The following is a 25,558-nucleotide window of genomic DNA, read 5'->3' as shown; positions in this document are numbered from 1 at the left end:
TCATCAAGGTGCGCATCCGCCGGTGCCAATCGGCGAACGACGTCCTGCGTGGAGACTGGTGCGCACCACACGAACAACCACGCAGCGGAAGGGGAAGCACCCATGGCGGCGATGAAGCCCAGGACCGGCGACGGTCCGCTCGAAGTGACCAAGGAAGCTCGCAGCATTCTGCTGCGTATGCCACTCGAGGGCGGTGGCCGACTCGTCGTCGAGATGAACGCCGAGGAAGCTCAGGCGCTGGGCGACGCAATCAAGGGTTGCCTCGGCTGACCCTGGACGCAACGCGACGAGGGGCCCCCACCGATTCGGTGCGGGGCCCCTCGTCGCGGTTCAGGCGAACAGGGTCAGCGGCGTACGCAGACCAGCAGGCCGTCGCCGACGGGCAGCAGGTTGGTGCGCAGTCGGTCGTCGTCGCGCAGTTGCTTGCCCAAGTCGCGCAGGGTGCGAGTGACCTCGTCCCGCGCGGTCGGGTCGGCCACTTGGTCGTGCCAGAGCATGTTGTCGATGACCATCGCGCCGCCTGGGCGCAGCAGCCGCAAGGCCTCGGCGACGTAGTCGGGGTATTCCGGCTTGTCGCCGTCGACCAGAACCAAGTCGTAGCCACCGTCGGTCATTCGGGGCAGCACTGACAGGGCGCTGCCGACGATGGTGCGGGTGCGCTGTGGGACGTAGCCCGCGGCGGCGAACGCCTGCTTGGCGGCGTGCTGATTCTCCGAGGAGATGTCGATCGAAGTGAGGATCCCGTCGTCCGGCATGCCGGCCAGCAGCCAGAGCCCGCTCACACCGGCACCGGTTCCGATCTCGATGACCGATCGGGCGCTGAGGGTCGCAGCCAGCATCCGCAGTGCAGCGCCGGTTCCGGTGCCGACGGGGGTGCAGCCGAGTTCCTCGCCGCGGCGGCGGGCCTGCTCGACCACCTCCGGCTCGGCAACGAACTCCTCGGCGTAGGTCCAGGTTCCGGGGCGCATGGTGCTCATAACGGGCAAATCTAGTCGCCTGCGGCGCCGTCTACGCAATTGTTCGGTGGCCATGGAACTTCGGTGCCGTTAGGTTCGTTGAACCGACAGGCCGCCACGCTCGTCCTTGTTCATGGTTGGCCGTTTCCGGTGGGGGAATCATGGTTCACACACAGTGGACCCACAGACACTGGAGCAAGGCTGATCCTGGATCGACCACAAGGGATGCAGCGATGACGACAACCAGCGTGACAACAGACTTGACGATGACAGACGAGACGACGAAGAGGACGACGGTGAACCGCAACCGGACGATCGTGCCCGACGAGGCTCCGCCTGGCTGGCAGCCGCCTACCTGGGAGGAAATCGTGACCGAGCACTCCGCTCGTGTCTATCGCCTCGCCTACCGCCTTACCGGCAACCAGCACGACGCCGAAGACCTCACCCACGACGTGTTCGTCCGCGTGTTCCGCTCGTTGAGCTCCTACCGGCCGGGCACCTTCGAGGGCTGGCTGCACCGCATCACCACCAACGTTTTCCTCGACAAGATGCGCCGCAAGCAGCGGATCCGGTTCGACGCGTTGTCCGACGACGCCGCCGCGCGCTTGGTCAGTGGCCACGGCAGCCCCGAGCAGATCTACGCCGACACCCACTTCGACGACGACATCCAGCGGGCGCTGGACGCTTTGTCGCCCGACTTCCGTGCGGCCGTCGTGCTCTGCGACATCGAGGGTTTGTCCTACGAAGAGGTCGCCGCGACCCTCGACGTGAAGCTGGGCACCGTACGCTCCCGGATCCACCGCGGCCGCGCACAACTGCGCGCCGCTCTCGCTCACCGCGACCCGGCCGCTCGGCCGGTGGTCACCCCCGCTGCGGCGCCAACCCGTGGTGGTGTGCTCGCGCGCCCCGTGGGAGCCGCTGGATGACCTGTCCCGACCACGACCAGATCGTCGACTACGTCGACGGCGCATTGCCGGCCGCTCGCGTCGCCCTGATGGAACGCCACGTCATCGCCTGTCAGGGTTGCCGGCTGCAGATCGCCGCCGAACGTGAGCTGATCGAACGGATGCGCGGACTGCCGACTCAGCCGTTGGCGCGCGGCGACTTCATGGCGGGCCTGATGTCTGTCGCCGGCCCGACGCCATCGACGATCAGCCGTCCCATCCCGACCAAGGTCCCGGCGACGTTGTCCTGCCACGCGCCCGCGCAATACGTCTCGGTGCGTCGGTCGCTCGGATTTGCCGCGCTGGCTGTTGCCGGTTGCCTGAGTGTCGCTGTCGTTGCGGCCAACGTGCCGACTACGGACACAGTCCAGACCCGCACCCCCACCCTTCGAACGGTCGACGCCTCGCCCGAGAACCCGGTGCCGGTCACCACCCAGGTCACCGGCTTCCGAGCGGGCTCGCGCCCCTGAACCCGCTGTCGTCGCCCTACGACACAATGACCGCCATGTCCTCCTACGAGCCGCCGACGACCCCGCTGCGTGGCCCGTACGCCCCGGCGAACCAGCATCCCGACGTCACCCGAGCGCTGTTGCCCGGGAAACAGGAGTCGCCGGCTGCGGGTGAGCCCCGCCTGCCGCGGCGCCGCACCGGCGCGATCCTGGCCGGTGGCGCCGCCCTCGCGCTGTTCGCCGGCGGTGTCGGAGGCGCGGTCGGCGCAGGCGTGATGCACGCCGTCGATAACCACAGCACCACCACGAGCAGCGACGATGTCGAACACGTCGCGGCGGCCGCCCTGCCCAGCGTCGTCACCATCCGCATCGCCGACAGCAGCGGCCAGCCGATCGGCACCGGCTCCGGATTCGTCTTGCGGTCCGACGGCTATCTGGTGACCAACAACCACGTCGCCAGCGCCGGGGGCTCCGGCGAGAAACTCACCGTCATGTTCAGCGACGGTTCCGAGGCCGGCGCGACGGTCGTCGGCAGCTCAGCGCCCTACGACCTGGCAGTGCTGAAAGTCGACCGCAGCAACCTTCCCGCGCTGCAGTTGGGTGACTCTTCAGCCCTCACCGTCGGATCACCGGTCATCGCAGTCGGCGCTCCGCTCGGGCTGACCGGCTCGGTGACTACGGGCATCGTCAGCGCCCTGAACCGGCCGGTGGTCACCAGCGACAGCTCCTCCTCGACCGGGGGCGACGGTTCCTACATCAACGCGATCCAGACCGATGCCGCGATCAACCACGGCAACTCCGGCGGCCCCCTACTCGACATGCAGGGTCGGGTCATCGGGGTGAACTCCGCGATCGCCTCGACCAGCCAAGACGGCGGCAGCATCGGCCTCGGGTTCGCGATCCCCGCTGAGCAGGTCAAGCGCACCACCGACCAGCTCATCCGCAGCGGCAAAGCCGACTACCCGGTTGTCGGGATCGAGTTCGACCCGGACTACGCCGGCGACGGTATTCGGACCAAGAGCGTTGCCGCAGACAGTCCGGCGCAGAAGGCCGGAATCAAGGAAGGCGACATCATCACCTCCCTCGACGGCGAACCGATCAAGGACCAGAAGTCGTTCGTCGTGGCGCTGCGCTCCAAGGCGGTCGGGCAGACCATCACCCTTGGGCTGCGCGACGGGGATCGGACGCGCAACGTCACCCTGCAGACCGCCGGGGCGAACTGACCTACACCGCGTAAGATTGCCCGGTCACGGCGCGCACCCCGAAGGAGACCACCAGTGCTCGGTATCGACACCTGGGAGTTCTTCATTCTGATCGCCCTGGCGGCCTTTCTGATCGGCCCCGAACGGCTGCCCGAATACATGGGCAAGCTGCGCGCCTGGATTCGCCAGGCCCGTGATTATGCCGAGGGCGCGAAGGCGCAGATCAAAGAGGAGATGGGCCCGGAGTTCGAGGACGTCAACTGGCGCCAATACGACCCGCGCCAATACGACCCTCGCAAGATCGTGCGCCAAGCACTGTTCGATGAGACGGACGACGCCGCCGATGCCCCAGCGATCGACGCCGGACCGGCGTGGGAGCCGGCGCGCTACGACCCGGACCGCGCGACGCCGTACGACCACGACGCCACCTAGCGGCCCCCACGCGATGGTGAGTGGCGGCTAGCGACCTGAGGGCGTGAGGCCCAGGCTGCGGCCGGCCAAACCGCGGGCGCGGCTGCCGAGACCCTTGGCGATTCCGCGCAGCGCGACGGCGGCGGGGGAGTCGGGAGCCGACAGCACCACCGGGGCGCCGGTGTCGGAGCCCTCGCGCAGACGGGTGTCGAGCGGTATCTGGCCGAGCAGTTCGACCTTGGCGCCGATCGATCGAGTCAGCGAGTCCGCTACAACCTGGCCGCCACCGGAGCCGAAGATCTCCTGGCGGCTGCCGTCGGGCAGTTCCAGCCACGACATGTTCTCGATGACCCCGGCCACGCGCTGCTTGGTCTGCAACGCAATCGAGCCGGCCCGTTCGGCCACCTCGGCCGCGGCCTGCTGCGGGGTGGTGACGACGAGAATCTCGGCCGTCGGGATCAGCTGGGCCACCGAGATCGCGATGTCTCCGGTGCCCGGCGGCAGGTCGAGCAGCAACACGTCGAGGTCGCCCCAGAAAACGTCACCGAGGAACTGCTGCAACGCGCGGTGCAGCATCGGTCCACGCCAGACAACAGGCTGGTTGCCGGGAACGAACATCCCGATCGAGATGACCTTCACGTCATGGGCGACCGCCGGGAGAATCATGTCGTCGACCTGGGTCGGCTTCTGATCAACACCGAGCATCCGCGGAACGGAGAAGCCGTAGATGTCGGCATCGACGACACCGACGCGCAGACCGTTCTCGGCCATCGCGGCGGCCAGGTTGGTGGTAACCGACGACTTGCCGACCCCGCCCTTGCCGGAAGCGACCGCATAGACGCGGGTCAGCGAGCCCGGCTTCGCGAACGGGATCTCCTTCTCGGCCGCGCCGCCGCGCAGCGACTGACGCAGATTCGCGCGCTGCTCGTCGTTCATCACACCCAGACGCACCTCGACCCCGGTGACGCCCTCGACGCGCTGCACGGCGGCAGTCGTGTCGGAGGTGAGCTTGCTCTTCAGCGGACAACCGGAAATCGTCAACAAGATGGTGACGCTGACGTGGCCGGTGTCGGAGATGTCGACACTCTCGACCATGCCCAGGTCGGTAATCGGCTTGCGGATCTCTGGATCCTCGACAGTGGCGAGGGCGGCGCGTACGGCGTCGAGCGTAGGTGCAGGCATGAGATCCATGGTAGGTCCGTGACCCGGATCACCCGCGCCCGGCCGGTCAGTCTGAGGCTGGTGGGGTGGGTTCGTTGGAATCGGAGGCGCGTTCGGCGGAGGCACTCTTGTCGTTCTTCGGCTTCTTCTTGCCCTTGCGAGTGTCTGTCGATGTGGCGCTGACCAGCCCGCGATCCTCGAGTTCGTCGAGCAAGTTACGCAGTTCGCTACGCACGAAGTCACGAGTTGCGGTCTCCCGCAAGGCTAGTCGCAGCGAGGCGACTTCCCGGGTGATGAACTCGGTGTCGGCCAGGTTGCGTTCGTCGCGCTGCCGGTCCGCATCCAGCGCCACCCGGTCGCGGTCGTCCTGGCGGTTCTGCGCCAACAAGATCAGCGGGGCGGCGTACGAGGCCTGCAGGCTCAACACCAGCGTCAGGAAGGTGAAGGAGTAGGGGTCGAACTTCACCGGCGCCAACACGTTCCAGCCGACGTAGACGACCACAAAGATGGTCATCCAGATCAGGAACTGGGCGGTGCCCATCCAACGGGCGAACCGCTCGGACAGGATCCCGAAGCGGTCGTTGTCGTGACCGATCCGCGGCAGGAACCGGCCGCGCAGCTCACGCGGTTGATCGAGCCGGCCGCCATCGCGCGAACTGCGGGTGGTGCGCTCGCTCATCGCTCACCGCCCGATGGCGTCGGGGTGATCTTCACGTCGTGTCGCTCCTCGCGCCAGTCCTCCGGGAGGATGTGGTCGAGCACGTCGTCGACGCTGACCGCGCCGAGCAGTCGGCCGTCGTCGTCGACCACGGGAACGACGACCAGATTGTAGGTCGCGAGGGTGCGGGTGACCTCTTCGAGGCGGGCGTTGACACCGATCGCCTCGATGGTGCGGTCCACGGCCATCCCGACCGAGATGTGCGGCGGTTCGCGCAGCAATCGTTGCGCGTGGACCAAACCGATGAAGCGGCCGGTAGGGGTCTCCAGCGGCGGCCGGCAGACAAAGATCGCCGATGCCAGCGCCGGCGCGAGCTCCTCGCGCCGGATCGTCGCCAGCGCCTCGGCAATCGTGGCGTCGGGTCCCAGGATGACCGGCTCGGTGGTCATCATGCCGCCGGCGGTCCGCTCGTCATACGTCATCAGCCGACGCAGCGGGGCTGCTTCATCCGGCTCCATCAACTGCAGCAACTCTTCGGCCTGCTCCGGTGGCAGGTCGGACAGCAGGTCTGCAGCGTCATCGGGCTCCATGGCCTCGAGCACGTCGGCGGCGCGCGCGCTCTTCAGACCGGCGATGATCTCGACCTGGTCCTCCTCTGGCAGTTCCTCAAGGATGTCGGCCAACCGGCTGTCATCGAGCGCGGCAGCCACCTCGGCTCGCCGCTTGGGGTTCAGGTCGTGGATGACCTCGGCGAGGTCCGCCGTACGCAGGTCGTCGTAGGTCTCCAGCAGACGTTCGGCGCTCTGCGCGCCGGTCTGGCGGCGCAGCCCGTAGACGTCGGCGACGTCGACCAGCGCGGTGTTCCCCGGGCGTCGTCGGATCAGGCGCGACACGGCGCGGGTGGTGCTGGAAACGGACTGGCTCTGCTGGCGTACGAACACCTTCACGATGACCCAGTCGCGGCGGGTGTTCTGCTGGATGGCGACGTCTTCGACGGTTCCGTCGTAGGTCTCGTCGGTGGTGCGCACCGTCACCGTCTTGTCGAAGACTTCACCGCAGACCAGCATCTCGGTGGCTCGCTGCTCGAAGCGGCGCATATTGACCAGGCCGGTGCTGATGATCGCGCCGGGGTCGATGTTCGTCACCCGGGTCATCGGCAGGAAGACGCGCTTCTTGCCCGGGACCTCGATGACCAACCCAATGGCGCGGGGAGCCTGGCCGGTGAAAGTCACCAAAACGTCGCGCACGGTTCCGACACGGTCGCCGAGCGGGTCCAGCACGGTCAGGCCGGACATTCTCGAGACGAAGATGCGGGTGCTCACAGGTCACCACCTTATGGGGGCGAAGGAAAAGTGGCTGCGACAGCCGTCCGTACGGCGGTCAGCGCCGCCGGAGCCGGCCGAGGTGTCGCGGGAGACGCGGTTTGGTGGTCGCCGGTGTCGGCAACGGCGGGGCGGCGTACGAGGGGTCCTGGCGGGTCGCCACGGGCTCGTCGGCGTTCGGGTCGACATCGATGGCCCAGACAGCGCAGGTCGCCTTCCAGTGGTCCACCACCGCCTCGCCCGGCGCGCCCTGCCGCGCGGCGAGCAGCGCGGCGACAGCGGGATCCCAGGCGGTCACGCCGGGGCGGATCCGGGAGGCGCGCGCTGGGTAAGGGCCGCGGCGGCTGTGGGTGTCCTTGGTGCGCAGGATGAGCTCGACGGTCTCGGGGACATGGGGGAGCGGCTGCTCGTCGGGTCCGGACACCACGAACAGGCGGTCACCGTCGACGGCGTGCCAGACCGGCCAGGCACGCCCGTCGATGACCAACCAGCTGATGGCGGTGCGGGCGATCGTGGCGGCGACGTCGAGCATGGCGCCGACCTTAGCCCGCCGAAGCGCGCGGCGTCGTACCGTGATCGATATGACGACCCATCCGGCTCCGCAGCATCCAGAGACCGTCTTCACCTATGGCGCTCCCCAGTTGAAATTCGGGGCGGGCGCAGCCGACGAGATTGGCTACGACCTGCGGCTGACGGGGGCCCGGCGAGTGCTCGTGGTCACCGACCCCGGGGTTGCCGCCGCCGGGGTCGCGGGCCGGGTCGCGGAGGCGATTGCGGCGTACGACATCGAGGCGGTGGTCTTCTCCGGCGCCCACGTTGAACCGACCGACGTCTCCCTTGCGGAGGCCGTTGCGTACGGCCGGGAGCACGGTCCGTGGGATGCGTTCGTGGCTGTCGGCGGTGGATCGAGCATCGACACCGCCAAGGCGATCAATCTGCTGACCTGCAACGACGGAACGTTGATGGACTACATCAACGCCCCGGTCGGCGGCGGCCGTGCCCCCGAAAGCCCGCTGAAGCCGCTGGTCGCGGTCCCGACCACGACCGGCACCGGTTCGGAGTCCACCACGATCTGCGTGCTGGATGTCCTGGACCTGAAGGTGAAGACCGGGATCAGTCACGCCCGATTGCGACCGACGGCGGCGGTCATCGACCCGCTGCTCACCCTGAGCCAGCCCGCAGGCGTGACGGCGGCGGCGGGCATGGACATCCTCTGCCACGCGCTCGAGTCGTACACCGCACGGCCTTTCACCTCGTACGAACACAAGAAGCCGCAGGAGCGCGTGCCTTACTGCGGCTCGAACCCGATCGCCGACATGTGGTCCGAACAGGCGATGCGGTTGCTGGCCGGCTCGTTCCGCGAGGCGGTTCGGCAGGGCGACGATCAGGAGGCGCGCGGCCGGATGGCGCTCGCGGCGACGTTCGCGGGAATGGGCTTCGGCAACGCCGGGGTGCACATCCCGCATGCCTGCGCCTACCCGATCGCGGGGCGGGTGAAGGACTTCCGCCCCCGTGACTACCCGGCCGCGGAGCCGATGATCCCCCACGGGATGAGCGTCTCGCTGACGGCGCCGGAGGCCTTCCGGTTCACCTTCGACGCCGACCCCGGCCGTCACCTGCGGGCGGCAGAGTTGCTGTTGGGGGACCGGCCGCGCCCCCGCGTCGCGGACGAAGAACTCCTGCCGAAGGTCCTGACCGAACTGATGCGGGACATCGGCATCCCGAACGGCTGCGCGGCGGTCGGCTACGACGAAGACGACATTCCAGCGCTGGTGGCGGGGGCGATGCAGCAGCAGCGATTGCTGGCTACCTGTCCGAAGCCGGTGACGGAGGACGATCTGGCCGGCATCTTCCGGCGCAGCCTCGTTCTCTGGTGACCTCGCCTTTGTGACGGGCGTCTCATAAATTCGATTTGGAATATTTCGATATCGAAATGTATTATGAGTGATGTCCGTACAGAACCGATGTCCCAGGAGGCTCGACATGAACGTCTCGCTGATCAGCCAGGGTGTCGTCCGGGCCGCCGACGCTTACCGCACCGAGAAGGCGCGGCGTCGTTGGCGTCACCGCTGACACCTGAGCGACCGAACAAAAGGACCCTCACCGCAGGCGCGGCGAGGGTCTTCTTGTTTGTAGGGGGAAGTCAGCGGGCCTGGACCTCGCGGATCCACTCCTCGACGTCGGTGCTGCTGCGCGGCATGGCCGACGACAGCACATCGCAGCCTGTCGCGGTCACCAACACATCATCCTCGATGCGCACCCCGATGCCGCGCAGTTCCGCAGGCACCAGTTCATCGTCGGCCTTGAAGTAGAGACCCGGCTCGACAGTCAGGATCATCCCTGGGCGCAACTCGGCTTCCATGTAGTCCTCGCGCAGCGCCAAAGCGCAGTCGTGGACGTCGATGCCGAGGTGGTGGCTGGTGCCGTGGACCATCCAGCGACGGTGGTATTGCCCCTTCTCGGCATCCAAGGTGGTCTCGACGTCGACACCCTCGGGCAGCAACCCCCACTCGTGCAGGTGCTCCGCGATCACTCGGATGGCCGCCGCGTGGACATCGCTGAATTTGTTGCCCGGGCGGACTGCTGCGATCCCAGCCTCCTGGGCGGCGTGGACGGCGTCGTAGACCTTTCGCTGCGCGTCCGAGAACCGGCCGTTGACCGGGAACGTACGGGTGATGTCGGCGGTGTAGAGCGAGTCGACCTCGACGCCGGCATCGAGCAGCAGCAGATCGCCGTCGTTCACCTCGCCGGTGTTCTTGATCCAGTGCAGCGTGTTGGCGTGGTCGCCGGAGGCGCAGATGGAGTCATAGCCCACGCCGTTGCCGGCGTGGCGAGCCACCAGCCCGAACACTCCCTCGATCCAGCGCTCGCCGCGCCCGCGCTCGATGGCCACGGGCAGGTCTGCAATGACGGCTTCGAAGCCTTCTTGGGTGGCGTCGACCGCTTCGCGCATCCGGTCGATCTCCCACTCGTCCTTCGTCAGGCGCATGGTCGACAACCGCGTGGCGAGCCGGTTGTCGAGGTCGTCATCGGCGGCGATCTCCACGCCGGCCTGGGCGCGGACGGCGTCGACCAGTTCGGTGGTTTCCCGGTCCGCGTCGCGCACGACGGCGAGACGCGTCGTGCCGGCGTCCTTGGCCAGGGCGTCCTTGAGCTCGTCGATGTGGCGGGCCGTCACACCCAGTTCGGCCTCGATGTCCTCCAGCGTGGGGCGCGCACCGACCCAGAACTCGCCATAGCGCGAGTCGCCGAAGAACTCCTCGGTGTCGCGTCCGGCGAGCGGTCGGAAATACAGCACCGCCTCGTGGCCCTCTTCGGTCGGCTCCAGCACCAGCACCGCATCGGGCTCGCGGTCGCTGCCGAGACCGGTCAGATGAGCGAACGCCGAATGCGGTCGGAAGACGTAGTCGCAGTCGTTGCTGCGAACCTTCAAGCCGCCCGCCGGGATGACCAAACGGTCACCACGGAAACTTTCACTGATCGCCGCGCGTCGCTCGAGCGCGTACGGCGCGGCATCCGCCCGGGGCGGTGGCGTGGCGTCGCGTTCGGCCCAGCCCGAGGCGACGAAATCGCGGAAGGCCTGGCTGGTCGGTCGGCTGCGGTGTTCTGGTTTGCGCTGTTCCTCGCTCACCCGGCCATCGTCGCACGTCGCTACCGCGGCGGAAGGTCGGCCGTCGTCTGAGGACATACGGCAGCTGACGGACCGATGGTCAGGAGGTCCAGGCCCAGGTGCCGAACATCGAGTTCTGCGCCGCCTCGGCCTCGGTGCGTCCCTGCGGCGACGAGGTCAGCGTCGTCACGTAGACCTGCTCGTTGTGGACCACGAAGAACTGGGTCTGCGCAACGGCCTTCTGCTGCACGGTCTGTTCGATGAGGTAGCCCATCGCTGGCTCTCCGCCGATTGTGCGGTCGGCGACCGGGGTCACCTTGGCACCCGTTTGGCGCAGTTGGGTCATGGCGTCGGTCGTGAGGCTGTCGAGCGTCGCCTTCTTGACCAGCGCGCTGCGGGTGATGTTGAAGGTCGGGTAAATGTCGGCGCTCGCGGTCGGTGCCTGGAAACCGAGCACCGACGAGGCGTTGGCGGGAGCCGATGTTTGCCATCCGCTCGGCGGCACGATCGCGAGGGAATTGCTCTTGTCGGCGGTGCTCCCGACCGACACCGAGGTCGAGGGTGTCGCCTCTGCTGCGGCGCTGGTCGTGATCGCTGACGGGGTGCTGCTGGGGTTGGTCGACACCGGTGATGTCGACGCACACCCGCTCAGCAGCAGGGTGGAGGTGAGCAGGAAGAATCCCCCGGAACGACGTGCACGCATGGTCGACAGGCTAGTCGGCCACGTCCATCTGGTCCGGGACCGACTGGCCGAAGTGGGCGCTGTTCTCCTTGCGCCACAGCAGCGCGGTGCAGGCGATCGCCACGGCGAGGGTGAGCAGATTGAGGGTGCCGGTCAGGGCGGTGGGGTGGCTTCGGGTGAGGAAGCTCCAACTCTGCAGGGCGCAGAGCAGGGTGAGCACGATCGCCGTGATGCGGCCCCACCACAGCCCCTGACGGTTCACCCAGGCCATCCCGGCCCAAACCACGGCGGCGACCAGGGCGGTCGCGACCAGCACGGTGACACTGGTCGACGCCGTCTGGGCGATCTGGGCGCTCGTCATGCGCTCAGCCCCCGGGAGGCTATGCAGCCGGGTGATCTCGGCTCGTACGTGGTCCTCGGACAGCCAGGCAGCCACCGCTGAGAGCAACGAGAGCGCGCATCCGACGAACATCAACAGCACGGCGTAACGCGTCGCGCGCGGGAGGTCGGTCACGAATCTTTCCTCGGTATGTCGTCGGATGCTCGCAGGGCAGCCTACGGGGTGGCGCCCACGGTTGCCGGGCAGCGATGGCAACTACGCTCGCGACATGCGTATCGACCTGCACACTCACTCCCGCGTCTCGGACGGAACCCAGGCGCCGGAGGATGTGATGGAGTCGGCGGTGGCGGCCGGCCTGGATGTCGTGGCGCTGACCGATCACGACACCACCGCCGGATGGCCCTCGGCGCAGGAGCGAGCGAAAGCGTTGGGCATCGAATTCGTGCCCGGCATCGAGATCTCCTGCGAGGTCAACCACACGAGCCTGCACCTGCTGGGCTACTTCGTTGATCCGGCGGACCCCGCGTTGCTGGCCGAGTTGGGCAAGGCGCGTGAGTCCCGCGAGACCAGGGCGCAACGAATGGTGGAGCTGTTGGGCCCCGACACCGGGCTGACCTGGGCCGACGTCGAGCAGCAAGTGCGGCCCGGGGCAACCATCGGTCGACCGCACATCGCCGATGGACTGGTTGCCCGCGGTGTGGTGGGCGACCGCGCCGAGGCGTTCGACCGATATTTGCATTCCGGAAGTCGCTACCACGTGAGTCACTACGCGGTGGACCCGCTGACGGGTGTGAGGTTGGTGCTCGAGGCCGGGGGAGTGCCGGTTCTGGCGCACCCGTTCGCACACGTCACCGGACGAGTGGTCCCGGACAAGACGGTGGACGCGATGGCAGACGCGGGGCTCGTTGGTATCGAGGTGGATCACCGCGACCAAGACGAAACGGCCCGGGCCAAAGCACGGGCGGTGGCCGGGCGGCATGGTCTGGTGATGACCGGCAGCAGCGATTATCACGGCGACGGAAAGCCGAACCGGCTCGGCGAGAACACCACGACTGAGCAGGCGTACGAACGGATTCGCGCGGCGGCGCGAGACACCACCTGCAGATCGTGATAGCCAGCATCCCCCCTGCATGCTGGCTACCACCCGCTTCGGGTGCGAACCCGATGCTTAGATGATGCCTGAGACCCCCGGTGCTGCGCTATGGGACTTTGGCTGATTCGCGGGGGCGAAGGGTCCTAGGACCCCCGCTTCACCTGCGGCGGCTCTGCCAGCACGTCCGCGAGCGCAAAGACGATGGCCGATCGTTGACTCACGCCCAGCTTGCGCAGGATGTTGCCGACGTGGGTCTTGACCGTCTTCAGCGAGATGTGCAATCGCTGGGCAATCTCGGTGTTGGTGACGTTGTCCGAGGCGATGAGTGAGGCGATCTCCAGCTCCCGGGAGGTCAGCGATGTGGCGGCGTTCGCCCAGCCGCCCTCGGAGGATTCGTCGGGTTGAGCGAGCATCCACTCGGCGATATCGGTCTGGACGTTCTCCAGCAACGACTTGATGGTCGACGCCGACCGAGTCATCGACTCGTTGCCGACCTGTTCGGCCGCGGCGATCAGTTCCGAGCTGCGTTGCGCCGCTTGTTCCAACTGGTGGTTGATCAGGCTGAACCGTTCGCCGTGATCGATCGCCTCGGCGCTGTTCAACTCCGGGTGAGCGGCATAGACGGCCGACTTGCCCCCGATGTGCCGGTCCCGCGCGGCCGACAGCATCAGCGCTTCGCCCAACCACTCCGCGGCCCGGATCGTCTCCGTGTCGTAGGTGTTCGCCGTCAGACTCTGGACGCTCATGATGCCGGTGGGTTCTCCGGTCTCCGGGTCCCGCAGCGGAATGACAATCGCGTCCAACGAGCGCTCGTCGCAATTGCCGAACGGGATGGTCCGCGACATCAGCGCGCCGTTGTCCTGGGACCAGGTGTAGGTCTTGCCGCTGGACCGGATCCAATGCGACATCCCGCCCGGGCCGTACTTGCTGATGTCCGGCTGCATGTAGACGTCGTGGTCGTAGATGTACGGGATGATGACCGTGTCGTCGCCGAGGTAGAACCCGATATAAAAACTGTCGACCGTCGTGATGTTCGACATCGTCATGCGCAAGATCGCATAACGACGTCGACGCATCGACGGGTCGGTCGTACGCAGCCGGTGATCGGCCAGACGCAGGTGCGTCACCACCCGATCGGAGAACGGCTGCGCGGCGTTCATGCTTGCGGTGCTCCGCCGGCCGTGTTGCCGTTGCGGGTGCGACGCCGACGACGCGGTGCACCGTCCGCGTTCGAACCGCCTGGGGCGCCTGCGCGCTCACCGGAGCGCTGGCGCGGCTCGCTGGATTCCGAGCGCGGCTTGTGGCGGTTGTCGCCACCCGAACGGGGGTTGCCACCGCGGCCTGCGGAGCGGGAAGAGCCGCGCTTGCCGGCCGACGCACCGACCTCGCCGAGGTCTTCCAACTCTTCGGCGTCGAGCCCGGCACGGGTGCGGGCCGAGCGCGGCAGGGAGCCGGTGACCTTGGGGTCGATGTGGAGGTCGGAGAACAGGTTGTCCGAGGAGGAGTAGGTCTCCACCGGCTCCGGCATTCCGAGGTCGAGCGCCTTGTTGATCATGGCCCAGCGGTGCAGGTCGTCCCAGTCGACGAAGGTGACTGCGGTGCCGGTGTTTCCAGCGCGGCCGGTGCGGCCGACGCGGTGGACGTAGGTCTTCTCGTCCTCGGGGCACTGGTAGTTGATGACGTGGGTGACGTTCTCCACGTCGATGCCGCGGGCGGCAACATCGGTGGCGACGAGGATGTCGACCTTCCCGCCACGGAACGCGCGCAGCGCCTGCTCGCGGGCACCCTGGCCGAGGTCACCGTGAATGGCTGCGGCAGCGAAGCCACGCGAAGCCAAATCGTCGGATACCTTCGCGGCGGTGCGCTTGGTGCGGGAGAAGATGATCGTCAGTCCGCGGTCCTTGGCCTGCAGGATGCGGGCCAGCATTTCGACCTTGTCCATCGCGTGGGCGCGGTAGACGAACTGCTCGATCGCGGCGACCATCTGGCGGTCGGTCTCGCCGTCGTCGGACATCGCGCGGATGTGGGTCGGCTGAGTCATGTAGCGACGGGCCAGGGAGATGACCGCACCCGGCATGGTGGCCGAGAAGAGCATGGTCTGGCGGCCGGTCGGCGTCATCGCGAGAATGCGCTCCACGTCAGGCAGGAACCCAAGGTCGAGCATCTCGTCGGCCTCGTCGAGGACCACAGACTTCACGTGGCGCAGGTTCAGGTCACCGCGCTGGGAGAGGTCGATGAGTCGGCCGGGGGTGCCCACGACGACCTCGGTGCCGCGCTTCATCGCGGCGACCTGCGGTTCGTACGCACGACCGCCGTAGACAGCCTCGACGCGCACGGAGCGCTGGGTGGAGGCGGTCTTGAGGTCACCGGTGACCTGCACCGCGAGTTCGCGGGTCGGAACGACGATGAGGGCCTGCGGCGCACCGGGCAGCTCGAGGTCTTCGAAGCCGTCTTCGTCAGGGCCGGTGACCTGGTGCAGCAGCGGAACGCCGAAGCCGAGCGTCTTGCCGGTTCCGGTCTTGGCCTGGCCGATGATGTCGTGGCCCGACAGCGCGACCGGCAGTGTCATGGACTGGATCGGGAACGGGTGGATGATGCCCGCCGCCTCGAGGGAGGCGGCGATCTTCGGGTTGATGCCGAAGTCGGCGAACGTCTGAGTTTCGGTCATGGTGAGTGGATCCTTCGATCGGTCCCCGCCGTCCGACGACGCGTCGGGCGACCCGCGCGCGAGCGCGGTCCAGGGCGGTTGTGTCCGGGCCGATCGGAGAATTTCGGGTGTCGGGCGCGAGAATCGCTTGCGACGGATGAGAGGCGTGCCGACCGGGCACCGCTGTGGTCAGGCGCCACTTTAGCGGCTGATCGCTACGATCGCCGATATGGCCCGCGATGAGACCCCGCCCACTGCCGCTGACGAGCGCCGCACCCCCACCGTCCGCACCACGGAAGACCTGGAGGATCCGGCCTTCCGCAACGGCGTCGTAGCCTTGCTGGGAATGCTGTCGTACGGCGAGCTGGTGAGCTTCTTCACCGTGGTTGCCGACGCCAACCGGGCGCCCTCGACCAACGACAAGGTGCGCTTGGCGCAGGCCGCCCGCAAGGAGTTCGACCACTACGAATTGTTGGCGGCGCGCCTGGATGAACTCGGCGCCGACGTCCACGCCGTGATGGCGCCCTTCCGTCCGCACCTGGACGAGTGGCACCGTCGTTGCACCCCCAGTGATTGGTACGAAGGCCTGATGAAGGTCTACGCCGGTGCGAGCATCGCCACCGACTTCTACGCGGAGTGTGGCCAGTTCGTCGACCCGCAGACCCGGGAGCTGGTCGCCGGTGTTCTGGCCGACAGCACGCATTACGACTTCGCCAAGGGCGAACTGCAGACGGCGATCGCCGCCGACGAGCGGCTCGGGGCGCGGATGGCGCTGTGGGGCCGCCGGATTGTGGGGGAGGCCCTCTCGCAGGCCCAGCGGGCCGCGGCCGAGAACGACGACCTGACGGCCTTGCTGGTCGACGACGGTTCGGGCAACGGATACGACCTGGCGGAGCTGATGCGGATGTTCACCCGGATCACCGAGGCGCACACCGCGCGGATGGAGGCCCTCGGCTTGACTCCGTGACCTCGTACGAAAAAAGCGGGCCCCGCACTCCAAGGAGTGCGGGGCCCGTTGCGTTGTGCGGAAGGTCAGACCTTCTTGCCAGTGATGGCGCCGTAGCCGGTGACGAGAGCGGCCGCAACGACCACGCTGATGATCAACTTGATCCAGTCGATGCCATTCGTGTCGCCCACGCCGAGAGCGTTCGCGATCAGGCCGCCGACGACCGCACCAATGATGCCGAGCACGATCGTGATCGCGACGCTGATGTTCTGCTTGCCCGGCAGAACCAGGCGAGCGAGCAGGCCGATGATCGCACCGAGGACGATCCAAGCGATGATGTTCCCAAGCATTTCGACTCCTTCGAATGTGTTCCTGGAACCAGGATCCCGTCGCCTTGTCGGGCAACGGGCGGCACCCGTTGTAAAACGGGCGTCGTTGACGTTAAACGCTACTGAGGCTCAGCTGTATTCCAGCTGAGTGACACCGTCGCGTTGTATAACGATTCGACGTCGAACCGTATGGGGCAGTAATCAGCTGCCGAAGCCGACCCGGCGACCTTGCTCGGGGGCGATGTCGACGTAGCCCAGAGCGTCGCCGGGAACGATAACGGTGTGGCCCTTCTCATCGGTGAGGGTCACCGGGGTGCCGTTGGTCAGGGCCTCGGAGACGGCCTTGACGACCTCGTCCTGGGTCTGCTCGGACTCGATGAGTACCTCACGGGCCACGTTTCGTACGCCGATGCGAACTTCCATGTCTTACCTCCGCCTAGGGGTGGGTGGATCTTCTGCCAACGAGCCTATGTCGACGCTTGCGCGACCGATTCGTCAGGCGGTGTCGCCGACCCTCGGGAAGCCCGCAATGCCGCGCCAGCCCAGCACTGTCACGAGTCGCTCGGCCTCCTCGCGGGGCATCCGATCGGCTTGGGAGATCCAGTTGCGAGCGACGACCTGGGCCATGCCGACCAGTGCGACGCCGAGCATCATCGACTGGTCTTCGGGCAATCCGGTGTCGTCGGCGATCACCGAGGCAACGGCGGCGGCGCAGAGGTGGCTCATCCGCTCGACCTTGGCGGCGACGGCCGGCTCATTGATCAGGTCAGACTCGAACACCATCCGGAACGCCGCGTCCTTGCGGGCGACGAACTGGAAGAACGCACTCATCGCTGCAGCAACGCGATCGCTGTTGTTGTCGGTCGACTTCAGCGCCTGGTTCACCAGCTCCGGCACCTCGCGGGTGTGGTGGTCCAGCAGCGCTAGATACAGGTCGAGCTTGCCGGGGAAGTGTTGGTAGAGAACCGGTTTGCTGACGTTGGCACGTTCGGCGATCTCATCCATCGCGGCGCCGTGGTAGCCGGCTTCGACGAAAACGCTCTGGGCAGCTTCCATCAGCTGTGCACGGCGTGCCGAACGTGGCAGACGCCCCCGTACGGACGCCTCGGGCTGGGTGCCGACCACGGTCTCCTCCTGATGACTGCTTATTACTCGCGAGTCAGCATCCTATGTCCAGACATAACCTGTCTGTCATGGAGTTCCAACGGATCGGCGCGTCGCAACAGCGCTACGCACGACACCTCACGCTTGCCGGATTCGGTGCTGAAGGGCAACGTCGGCTGTCGGCGGCGCATGTCGTCGTGATTGGCGCCGGGGGCCTTGGTGTGCCGGTGGGGCAATACCTCGTGGCAGCCGGGATCGGTCGACTCACCGTGGTCGACGATGACGTGGTCGACCTCAGCAATCTGCAGCGGCAGGTGGTGCACCGTACGGCGGATGTCGGCGCGGCCAAGATCGACTCGTTCGTGCGCTTGGGAGCCGAGTTGAACCCCGACGTCGAGGTCGTGGGAATCCGTGAGCGGGTCGTCGCGGACAACGTATTGCGATTGTTGGAAGACGCCGATGTCGTCGTCGACGCGACCGACAACTTCGCCACTCGGTTCCTGTTGAACGACGCCTGTGTCTTGCTCGGGTTGCCGCTGGTGTGGGCGGCGGTGCAACGGTTCGACGCGCAGCTGACGGTGTGGTCCCCGGGTGCGGGCCCTTGCCTGCGGTGTTTGTTCCCTGCCGCGCCAGACCCGGCTTCGGTTCCGTCCTGTGCCGAAGCGGGGGTGTTGGGCGTTCTGCCCGGACTGGTCGGCACGGCCCAAGCGCTGGAGGCGATCAAACTGCTGACGGGAATTGGTGAGCCGCTGATCGGCCGGTTGGCGGTCTTCGACGCCCTTGGCTTCGGGTGGAGCGAAGTGCCCGTACGGCGCGATCCGCAGTGTCCGACCTGTGCCGAGGGGGCCGCGCCGCTGCTCGAGGACGCCCCGGCTGCGTGCGCCGTGAGTGAGGCTTCCCCGGCTGAAGTCGCCTCTGCCCTGCGCGAGGGTTCGATTCTGTTGATCGACGTCCGCACCCAGCAGGAACGCGAGATCGCGCGGATCGAGGGCGCTGAATGGGTGCCGTTGGACGACCTGCGGGCCGGAGCCACGGTTGCCACCGATCGGCCCGTGGTGGTCATGTGTCGCTCGGGCATGCGGTCGGCGGCGGCGGTCAATCTGCTCGCCGAGCGAGGCATCGCAGCGCGTTCGATGCGCGGTGGAATTCTCGCGTGGGCTGCCGAAATCGACCCTGCCCTGCCGCTCGCCTGACCTGACCGGTGAGGTTGTCGGTGCCGACTGATTCCATGGTCCGCATGGTCGAACTCGTTCGCACACCGGGCAGCACCACCACGGTGCCGGTGCTCGATGCTGTCCAGCGCGCCGCGGTCGAGGATCCTTCGGCTTCCCGGTTGGTGTTGGGAGCGCCAGGGACGGGTAAAAGTGTGGTCGCGGTCGAGGCCGTGGTGCATGCCCACGCCGGCGGCCTGCCGGCCGACAGCTGCGTGATCCTGGCGCCCACCCGGCTCCAGGCGGCGGCGCTGCGCGAGGTGGCAGCGGCGCGCCTGACGACATCGTCCTCGGCCCCCATGGCCCGAACCCCGCAAGCGCTCGGGTTCGGCATCCTGCGTCGGCTGGCGACCCTCGCCGGACGTGAAGCGCCTCGTCTGCTGACCGGCCCCGAACAAGACGTGATCCTCGCGGAGCTGTTAGCGGGCCACGCGCGCGGCGATGCGCCCGCCCCGAACTGGCCGGACTTTCTGCGAGAAGCCTTGCCCACCAAGGGCTTTCGCCACGAACTACGCGACCTGTTGATGCGCGCCGTGGAGTGGGGGATCGACGCCGAGCAACTGCGAGCGCTGGGTCAGGAACATGAACGCACCGCCTGGCTAGCTGCCGCCGAGGTCCTCGACGAATACGACCAAGTCACAGCGCTGTCGCGGCCGGGCGCTTATGACCCGGCGTGGATCATGAGTGGGGCCGCCGACCTCCTCGAGACGGAGCCGGAACAACTCGCGCAGCTGCACGACGAACTGCGGCTGATCGTGGTTGATGACGCCCAGGAGCTGACGCGGGCCGCCGTCCGGTTGATCGGTCTGCTGGTTGGTCCGAACACCCGGTTGGTGCTGATCGGTGATCCCGACGCGGCCGTGCAGACCTTCCGTGGCGCAGACCCAAGCCTGTTCGGGGCTCTCGCTGCGCGCTCGGGGGAGCCTGCGCGCTTCGTCCTGTCTCGGTCCTACCGGCTGCCCAGCGCGATCGCGGTCGCGGCCGGCCGCGTCACCGACCGGATCGGTGCGGTCGCCGGAGTCGACCATCGACGTCCCGAAACATTGCGGCAGGGGTCGGCCGAGGTCGCCCTGTTCAAGGCTGTCAGTCAGGAGTCGGCCCACATCGCTGCCGAACTGCGCCGCGCCCATTTCGAACGGGGCGTCCCGTGGTCCCAAATGGCGGTGCTGACCCGTGGGCAGAGCCGGCTGACCGGATTGCGCCGGGTACTGCAGGTCGCCGGGGTTCCGGTGGCGGTTCCGCCCACCGTCCTCGCGCTGCGCGATGAACCGGCGGTACGACCGTTGCTGGCAGTCTTCGAGGTGGCTCGCGACATCGCCGCCGGACAACTGCCGAGCTGGACCGCCGACGAACTCTGCGATGTGCTGACTTCGCCTCTGGCTCAAGCCGATTCTCTGACCATCCGCCGACTCCGTCGGGCGCTGCGGGCGATGGAACTGGCTGATGGGGGCGGCCGGACGGCCGACGAGATGATGACCGACTCGATTCACCGACCCGACGTGTTGGTCACTCTCGGGCCGATCGCGAATCCAATGCTGCTGGTGTCTCGAATGATCGCCGCAGCAGTCGCCGCCTGGGACGAACCCGGGGCCGATGCGGAGCAGGTGCTGTGGGCGATGTGGTCAGCGGCGGGTATTGCCGACGGGTGGGCGAAAGTTGCCGTTGCCGGTGGACAGGCGGGGACGCGGGCCGACCACGACCTCGATGCGGTGGTGGCGCTTTTCAGCGCGGCCCAGGCCTATGTCGACCGACTCGAAGGGGTGTCACCGGCTGGTTTTCTCGACCACATCCGCGAGCAGGAGGTGCCTGGCGACCGGATGACTTCTGCGGCTCCGGCGCGGGAAGCGGTCGATCTCTTGACGACCGCAGCGGCGGCTGGTCGGCAGTGGCAATTCGTGGTGGTCGCGGGCGTGCAGGAAGGCGTCTGGCCAGACCTGCGGTTGCGTGGCTCGCTGCTCGGCTCCGAGGCGTTGGTCGACGCCCTGACCGGACGACCCGACGACCTGCGGGCGCAAGCCGCAGCAGTGCGCTATGACGAGACACGACAGTTCCACGTTGCACTCACCAGAGCCTCGGAGCGGGTGCTGGTCACCGCCGTGCGCTCCGACGAGGAGCAGCCGAGCGTCTACCTCGACCTGGTCGACCCGTTAGATCGGCCACGGCCGTTCACCGGCGTCGGGCGCTCGCTGACGCTGCGCGCGATGGTCGCCGAGTTGCGCCGCGAATTGGTGCCCGGCGGCGGAGTTCTTCCACCCGATCGCGCGGCGTCGCTGCTCGCCGAGCTCGACGACCTCGCAGTACCGGGCGCCGACCCGGATTCCTGGTGGGCATTCCACGATCTGTCCAGTCTGAACCCGGTTCGCCGGCCTGATCAGCAGGTCACCGTATCGCCCTCGAAAGTCTCCGACTTCGCGCAATGCGGGCTGCGCTGGTTCCTGTCCTCGCGTGGCGGGCAAGGCCCGGACATCGGCGCGGCCAGCCTGGGAACCCTGGTCCATGAGATCGCAGCCGAGTTCGGTGACGACGACCCCGACCGGATGATTCCCGCACTCCACGAACGATGGGGCCAGCTCGGGCTGGGCGACACCTGGATCGGTCGGCAAAAAAAGGAGCTGGCGATCGGCATGCTCGAGCGGGTGCGTTCCTACATTGCGGCGGCTGCCGACGAAGGATGGACCAAGGTTCAGGTGGAGATCGCGTTCGATGTCACCGAAGACCGATTACGCCTCAAGGGTCGGGTCGACCGTCTCGAACGACACGACGATCACGGCCTGCGGATCATCGACCTCAAGACCGGCAGCTCCAAGCCGAGCCGCAAGGAACTGGAGGAGCATCCGCAGCTGGCGGCCTACCAGTGGGCGGTGGAATCCCAGGCATTCCCCGATCACGGCGATACCTCCGGCGGTGCTGCCCTGCTCCAGGTGGGTAAGGCTGCTAGCTCCGGGGTCGATCTGCAGCGTCAGGCGCCACTTGCCAAGACCGTTGACCCGCAGTGGGCCGGCGAGCTGTTGCAGGCGACTGCGGAGGGAATGGGCGGCGCGGACTTCACCGCGACCCCCGGTCCGCAGTGTCAGATCTGTCCGGTGCGACGAGCCTGCCCGGCGGCGGCGGAAGGAGCGGCATCATGAGTGCGCTGACCGGCGTGACCTATTCGGCAGCCCACATCGCCGAAGCTTTGGGCCAGTTCACCCCGACGCCCGAGCAGCAGGCGATCATCGAGGCGGATGCCACCCGACCGATGCTGGTGGTGGCGGGGGCCGGGTCCGGCAAGACCGAGACGATGGCTTCGCGCGTGGTCTTCCTCGTCGCCAACGGGTTCGTGCAGCCCGATCAGGTGCTGGGGCTCACCTTCACCCGCAAAGCCGCCGGTCAACTGGCTGAACGGATTAGTGGTCGGTTGCGCAGCCTGCAGGAGGCGGGATTATGGACGCCGGAGGTTGACGACGACGGAACCCTCGGCCTCAGCGATGCGCCCACCGTTCTGACCTATCACTCCTACGCCGGCCGACTGGTGCGTGAGCAAGGCCTGCGCGTAGGTGTTGAGCCCGACGCGCGGCTGCTCACCGAGGCGGCGGCGTGGCAATACGCCGCGGAGGTGGTCGAGCGTTACTCCGGCGATATGGAAGCCGTAGCAAATGCGGAGTCCACCGTGATTGCTGCCGTCACCGCTCTCGCGGGTGAGATGGCCGAACATTTGCTGGGCGTCGACGAGGTCGATGAGGAACTGCGAGCAACCGCCGAGAACATCCGCTCGATGCGGCCAACGGCTCGGATCAAGGGGCTCACGGCGGGCGACCGAACGTTCCTGGACTCGGTCGAGGCTCGCCGCGCGATCCTGCCAATAGTGCGGGCCTACGACGAGATGAAGCGTTCCCGCGCCGCGCTGGACTTTGCCGACCAGATGGCGCTCGCCGCCCGCCTGGCCCAGCAACACCCAGGGGTTGGAACCCTTGAGCGCCGGCGCTTCCGGGTGGTGTTGCTGGATGAGTTCCAGGACACCAGCGAGGCGCAACTGCAGTTGCTGAAGGCGCTCTTCGTGACCGCGGACGAGCCGGTGCCGGTGACCGCCGTGGGCGACCCCCACCAGTCGATCTATGGCTGGCGCGGGGCCTCGGCTACCACTCTTGGATCGTTCCCGGAGCAGTTCGCCGACGCGAATGGCACTGCGACCATCCGTCCGCTGTCGACCAGTTGGCGCAACGACCGTGCGGTGCTCGACGTTGCCAACCGAGCGGCTGCGCCACTGCGAGGGGCGAGTGTTGTGCCGGTGTCGGCGCTCCACCCGAGCCCGGCGGCAGCGCAGGGCCGTGTCGACGCGGCGCGATTGCTGACGATCGAGGAGGAAGCCACCCACGTCGCCCGTTGGATCGCGCAGCGTTGGGTCCCGGGCGACGACGGGTTGCTGCCGAGCGCCGCGGTGTTGTGTCGGAAACGGTCGCTGTTTCCTTTTGTCGTTGATGCACTGGAGGCGGCCAACCTGCCGGTCGAAGTCGTCGGCGTCGGCGGTCTGTTGATGACTCCCGAGGTTGCCGATCTCGTCGCTCTGTTGTGGGCGGTGCAGGACCCCACCCGGGGCGACCGACTGATGCGGCTGCTTGTGGGTCCCGCGCTCCGACTTGGCGCCTCCGACATCGACGCGCTGGCCGCCTGGGCGACCCAGTTGTCCCGTGAACAGCAGGCCCTGATTCCGCGCGAGCAACGCGACCAGGCGCCCGACACCCGTGACCGGGTCTCGATCATCGAGGCCTTGGAAACTCTGCCGCCCCTGCAGTGGACAGGCCCGGATGCGGAGCAACTGTCCGTTCCCGCTCGAGCGCGACTGGCCGGACTCGCCGGAACCATCACCACCCTGCGGTCGCTGACCGGTCTGCCTCTTGCGGAACTCGTCGGCGAGGCGGAGCGGGCGCTCGGGCTCGACATCGAGGTCCTCTCTCGGCCCGGCCACTCCGCCGAATCGGCGCGTGTTCACCTCGATGCGTTCGCTGACGTCGCAACGCACTTCTCGGCGAGTGCCGATCGACCGACCTTGTCCGGATTCCTCAGCTGGCTCGATGCGGCCGAGGATGAAGAGCGCGGTCTGGACCGTCCGGAGCTTGAGGCGGCCTACGGCGCAGTGCAGGTCCTGACCATCCACGCCGCCAAGGGTCTGGAGTGGGACCACGTTGCAGTCCCCGGACTGGTCGAAGGGGTGTTCCCGGCCCATAACGGTCGACCAAGCTTCAAGAAAGACGGCAGTGGCTGGGGGCTCGGCAAGGATGGCGATCCCCGCGACCGGTCGACCTGGGCGGTCAACGACAGCGGTTGGCTCAGCGGCCTCGATTCGGTGCCCTACGCGTTGCGTGGTGACCGCGAGGCCCTCCCGGAACTGGATCTCGCCGGCGCCGACGACATCAAAGAATTTCGGGAAGCGGTCGAGGAGTTCAAACGGGCTGCGGGCGAACACAGTCTTGGGGAGGAACGTCGCTTGGCCTACGTCGCCCTGACCCGGGCCAAGCACGACCTGCTGTTGACCTCCTCGGTCTGGTTCACCGGAAAATACCCACGCCTGATTTCGCGGTTCCTCGGCGAATTGATCGACGCCGGACTCGTGGCGCCGGAACCCAACACCGCGCTGCCGGGTGGTCCGGAGGATGAGAACCCGCGGCTGGCCACCGACGTCACCGTCTCGTGGCCGGACGACCCGTTGGCCCACCGGCGAGAGCAGCTGTCCGCGGGATGGCGGGCTGTGCGCGACATTCGAACGGCCGCCGGACCACACGATCGCGATCCGCTGGGCTCGATCGCGGTCGATGACGCGCAGTTCGGATCCGACGAACGAGCCCGACGCCGGGAGCTGCGGATCCTGCTGCAAGAGCGAGCTCGGTCGACGGCCCGCCGGCGCCCTTCGGTGCTGTTGCCGTCTCACCTGTCTGCCTCGGCCGTCGTACAACTCGCCACTGACCCGGAGGAGTTCGCGCGCTCTCTGAGACGACCGTTGCCGAGCCGGCCGGCGGTCGCCGCCCGTCGCGGCACCCGCTTCCACGCCTGGGTCGAGCAGCACTACCAACAGGCCGCCTTGGTCGATGTCGACGAGTTGCCGGGAGCCTTCGATCTGGAAGCCGATCCTGACGCAGACCTCGATCTGATGAAGGCTCAGTTCCTGGAGTCGGAATGGGCAGCCAGAACGCCGGTGGCCATTGAGGTGCCTGTGGAGACCTGGATCAACGGCGTTTCCGTCCGTGGCCGCATCGACGCGGTTTTCGCGCAGGACGACGGGCGGGTGACGATCGTCGACTGGAAAACCGGTCGGCCACCCACGGGCCTGACCGCCTCGGCCCGAGTGCTCCAACTGGCGGCTTACCGCCTCGCCTACGCCCGACTAAACGGGCTGGCCGCCGAGCGAGTCGACGTGGCGTTCTACTACGCTGTGACGGGCGAGACGATTCGGCCGGTGCTCCCTGCGGATGACGCGATCGCGCGAATGTTCGAGTCGATTCCGCAGGTTCAGGGCTGA

Annotated in this window: 24 protein-coding genes; 11 read left to right on the top strand and 13 right to left on the bottom strand. The window is 67.5% G+C overall.

The genetic code is table 11. The features are described from left to right. The first annotated feature begins 102 nt into the window (after nt 1–102). Nucleotides 103–270, top strand: coding sequence for a DUF3117 domain-containing protein (locus ACYU98_RS11335; RefSeq protein ID WP_460468311.1), 168 nt, complete (start codon nt 103–105; stop codon nt 268–270). Nucleotides 271–344: 74 nt separating this feature from the next. Here ACYU98_RS11335 and ACYU98_RS11330 read toward each other — a convergent pair whose 3' ends face one another. Further along, entirely contained in the window at nt 345–977 is a 633-nt protein-coding gene (locus tag ACYU98_RS11330; protein ID WP_460468310.1) for an O-methyltransferase, read from the bottom strand. A gap of 212 nt (nt 978–1,189) precedes the next feature. On the opposite strand from ACYU98_RS11330, the gene sigE reads away from it, so the two are divergent. The 4 genes from sigE to ACYU98_RS11310 are packed head-to-tail and all read left to right on the top strand — an operon-like array spanning nt 1,190 to nt 3,983. After that, nucleotides 1,190–1,882: an RNA polymerase sigma factor SigE gene (gene sigE, locus ACYU98_RS11325; protein ID WP_460468309.1), complete on the top strand. Its 693-nt coding sequence runs from the start codon at nt 1,190–1,192 to the stop codon at nt 1,880–1,882. After that, on the top strand, nt 1,879–2,370 hold the full coding sequence (locus ACYU98_RS11320) for an anti-sigma factor family protein (protein ID WP_460468308.1): 492 nt from the start codon (nt 1,879–1,881) through the stop codon (nt 2,368–2,370). Before sigE ends, ACYU98_RS11320 begins: the two co-directional genes overlap by 4 nt. A 35-nt stretch (nt 2,371–2,405) precedes the next feature. Continuing rightward, entirely contained in the window at nt 2,406–3,572 is a 1,167-nt protein-coding gene (locus ACYU98_RS11315; protein WP_460468307.1) for a S1C family serine protease, read from the top strand. Between the two features lie 54 nt (nt 3,573–3,626). Beyond that, nucleotides 3,627–3,983, top strand: a complete 357-nt coding sequence (locus ACYU98_RS11310; protein WP_460468306.1) for a Sec-independent protein translocase family protein — start codon at nt 3,627–3,629, stop codon at nt 3,981–3,983. 27 nt (nt 3,984–4,010) lie between these two features. Here the strand turns inward: ACYU98_RS11310 and ACYU98_RS11305 are convergent, their stop codons facing one another. From ACYU98_RS11305 to ACYU98_RS11290, 4 genes are read right to left on the bottom strand one after another with little or no spacing between them, the layout of a single operon-like run. Then, nucleotides 4,011–5,144 (bottom strand): Mrp/NBP35 family ATP-binding protein, encoded by a 1,134-nt coding sequence (locus ACYU98_RS11305; protein ID WP_460468305.1) that lies wholly within the window; start codon nt 5,142–5,144, stop codon nt 4,011–4,013. Between the two features lie 46 nt (nt 5,145–5,190). Then, complete coding sequence (locus ACYU98_RS11300) at nt 5,191–5,802, bottom strand: DUF1003 domain-containing protein (protein ID WP_460468304.1); 612 nt, start codon at nt 5,800–5,802, stop codon at nt 5,191–5,193. Next, nucleotides 5,799–7,103: a magnesium transporter MgtE N-terminal domain-containing protein gene (locus ACYU98_RS11295; RefSeq protein ID WP_460468303.1), complete on the bottom strand. Its 1,305-nt coding sequence runs from the start codon at nt 7,101–7,103 to the stop codon at nt 5,799–5,801. Before ACYU98_RS11295 ends, ACYU98_RS11300 begins: the two co-directional genes overlap by 4 nt. Nucleotides 7,104–7,161: 58 nt before the next feature. Continuing rightward, nucleotides 7,162–7,635: a hypothetical protein gene (locus ACYU98_RS11290; RefSeq protein WP_460468302.1), complete on the bottom strand. Its 474-nt coding sequence runs from the start codon at nt 7,633–7,635 to the stop codon at nt 7,162–7,164. Between the two features lie 49 nt (nt 7,636–7,684). Here ACYU98_RS11290 and ACYU98_RS11285 point away from each other — a divergent pair, with 49 nt between their 5' ends. Then, entirely contained in the window at nt 7,685–8,980 is a 1,296-nt protein-coding gene (locus ACYU98_RS11285; RefSeq protein WP_460468301.1) for a hydroxyacid-oxoacid transhydrogenase, read from the top strand. Nucleotides 8,981–9,246: 266 nt separating this feature from the next. Here ACYU98_RS11285 and ACYU98_RS11280 read toward each other — a convergent pair whose 3' ends face one another. The 3 genes from ACYU98_RS11280 to ACYU98_RS11270 form a co-directional block, all read right to left on the bottom strand. Further along, nucleotides 9,247–10,734 (bottom strand): aminopeptidase P family protein, encoded by a 1,488-nt coding sequence (locus tag ACYU98_RS11280; protein WP_460468300.1) that lies wholly within the window; start codon nt 10,732–10,734, stop codon nt 9,247–9,249. Nucleotides 10,735–10,813: 79 nt separating this feature from the next. After that, entirely contained in the window at nt 10,814–11,416 is a 603-nt protein-coding gene (locus tag ACYU98_RS11275; protein WP_460468299.1) for a hypothetical protein, read from the bottom strand. A gap of 10 nt (nt 11,417–11,426) precedes the next feature. Then, the gene (locus ACYU98_RS11270; RefSeq protein ID WP_460468298.1) at nt 11,427–11,909 is read right to left on the bottom strand and encodes a hypothetical protein; all 483 of its coding nucleotides are present in this window, start codon (nt 11,907–11,909) and stop codon (nt 11,427–11,429) included. A 94-nt stretch (nt 11,910–12,003) separates the two neighbouring features. Here ACYU98_RS11270 and ACYU98_RS11265 point away from each other — a divergent pair, with 94 nt between their 5' ends. Continuing rightward, nucleotides 12,004–12,846, top strand: a complete 843-nt coding sequence (locus ACYU98_RS11265) for a PHP domain-containing protein (RefSeq protein ID WP_460468297.1) — start codon at nt 12,004–12,006, stop codon at nt 12,844–12,846. 125 nt (nt 12,847–12,971) lie between these two features. Here ACYU98_RS11265 and ACYU98_RS11260 read toward each other — a convergent pair whose 3' ends face one another. Both ACYU98_RS11260 and ACYU98_RS11255 read right to left on the bottom strand, forming a co-directional pair. After that, nucleotides 12,972–13,988 (bottom strand): helix-turn-helix transcriptional regulator, encoded by a 1,017-nt coding sequence (locus ACYU98_RS11260; protein ID WP_460468296.1) that lies wholly within the window; start codon nt 13,986–13,988, stop codon nt 12,972–12,974. Next, nucleotides 13,985–15,496, bottom strand: a complete 1,512-nt coding sequence (locus tag ACYU98_RS11255) for a DEAD/DEAH box helicase (protein WP_460468295.1) — start codon at nt 15,494–15,496, stop codon at nt 13,985–13,987. Before ACYU98_RS11255 ends, ACYU98_RS11260 begins: the two co-directional genes overlap by 4 nt. Nucleotides 15,497–15,704: 208 nt before the next feature. On the opposite strand from ACYU98_RS11255, the gene ACYU98_RS11250 reads away from it, so the two are divergent. After that, nucleotides 15,705–16,442 (top strand): ferritin-like fold-containing protein, encoded by a 738-nt coding sequence (locus ACYU98_RS11250; RefSeq protein ID WP_460468294.1) that lies wholly within the window; start codon nt 15,705–15,707, stop codon nt 16,440–16,442. A 65-nt stretch (nt 16,443–16,507) separates the two neighbouring features. Here ACYU98_RS11250 and ACYU98_RS11245 read toward each other — a convergent pair whose 3' ends face one another. From ACYU98_RS11245 to ACYU98_RS11235, 3 genes are all read right to left on the bottom strand, one after another. Continuing rightward, the gene (locus tag ACYU98_RS11245) at nt 16,508–16,771 is read right to left on the bottom strand and encodes a GlsB/YeaQ/YmgE family stress response membrane protein (RefSeq protein ID WP_460468293.1); all 264 of its coding nucleotides are present in this window, start codon (nt 16,769–16,771) and stop codon (nt 16,508–16,510) included. Between the two features lie 180 nt (nt 16,772–16,951). Further along, entirely contained in the window at nt 16,952–17,173 is a 222-nt protein-coding gene (locus tag ACYU98_RS11240) for a DUF3107 domain-containing protein (RefSeq protein WP_460468292.1), read from the bottom strand. Nucleotides 17,174–17,245: 72 nt separating this feature from the next. Next, on the bottom strand, nt 17,246–17,806 hold the full coding sequence (locus ACYU98_RS11235; protein WP_460468365.1) for a TetR/AcrR family transcriptional regulator: 561 nt from the start codon (nt 17,804–17,806) through the stop codon (nt 17,246–17,248). 137 nt (nt 17,807–17,943) lie between these two features. On the opposite strand from ACYU98_RS11235, the gene moeB reads away from it, so the two are divergent. Genes moeB through ACYU98_RS11220 form a run of 3 tightly spaced genes read left to right on the top strand, consistent with a single transcriptional unit; the run spans nt 17,944 to nt 25,558 of the window. Continuing rightward, nucleotides 17,944–19,047 carry a molybdopterin-synthase adenylyltransferase MoeB gene (gene moeB / locus ACYU98_RS11230; RefSeq protein WP_460468291.1) on the top strand — a complete coding sequence of 368 codons (1,104 nt, stop codon included), beginning with the start codon at nt 17,944–17,946 and terminating at the stop codon, nt 19,045–19,047. A 44-nt stretch (nt 19,048–19,091) separates the two neighbouring features. Beyond that, nucleotides 19,092–22,193, top strand: coding sequence for an ATP-dependent helicase (locus ACYU98_RS11225; RefSeq protein WP_460468290.1), 3,102 nt, complete (start codon nt 19,092–19,094; stop codon nt 22,191–22,193). After that, on the top strand, nt 22,190–25,558 hold the full coding sequence (locus ACYU98_RS11220) for an ATP-dependent helicase (RefSeq protein ID WP_460468289.1): 3,369 nt from the start codon (nt 22,190–22,192) through the stop codon (nt 25,556–25,558). The genes ACYU98_RS11225 and ACYU98_RS11220 overlap by 4 nt, the downstream gene beginning before the upstream one ends.

Source organism: Calidifontibacter terrae (assembly GCF_054778835.1).
Note: the sequence above shows the minus strand (reverse complement) of the source record. Positions and strands in the feature narration are given on the sequence as shown.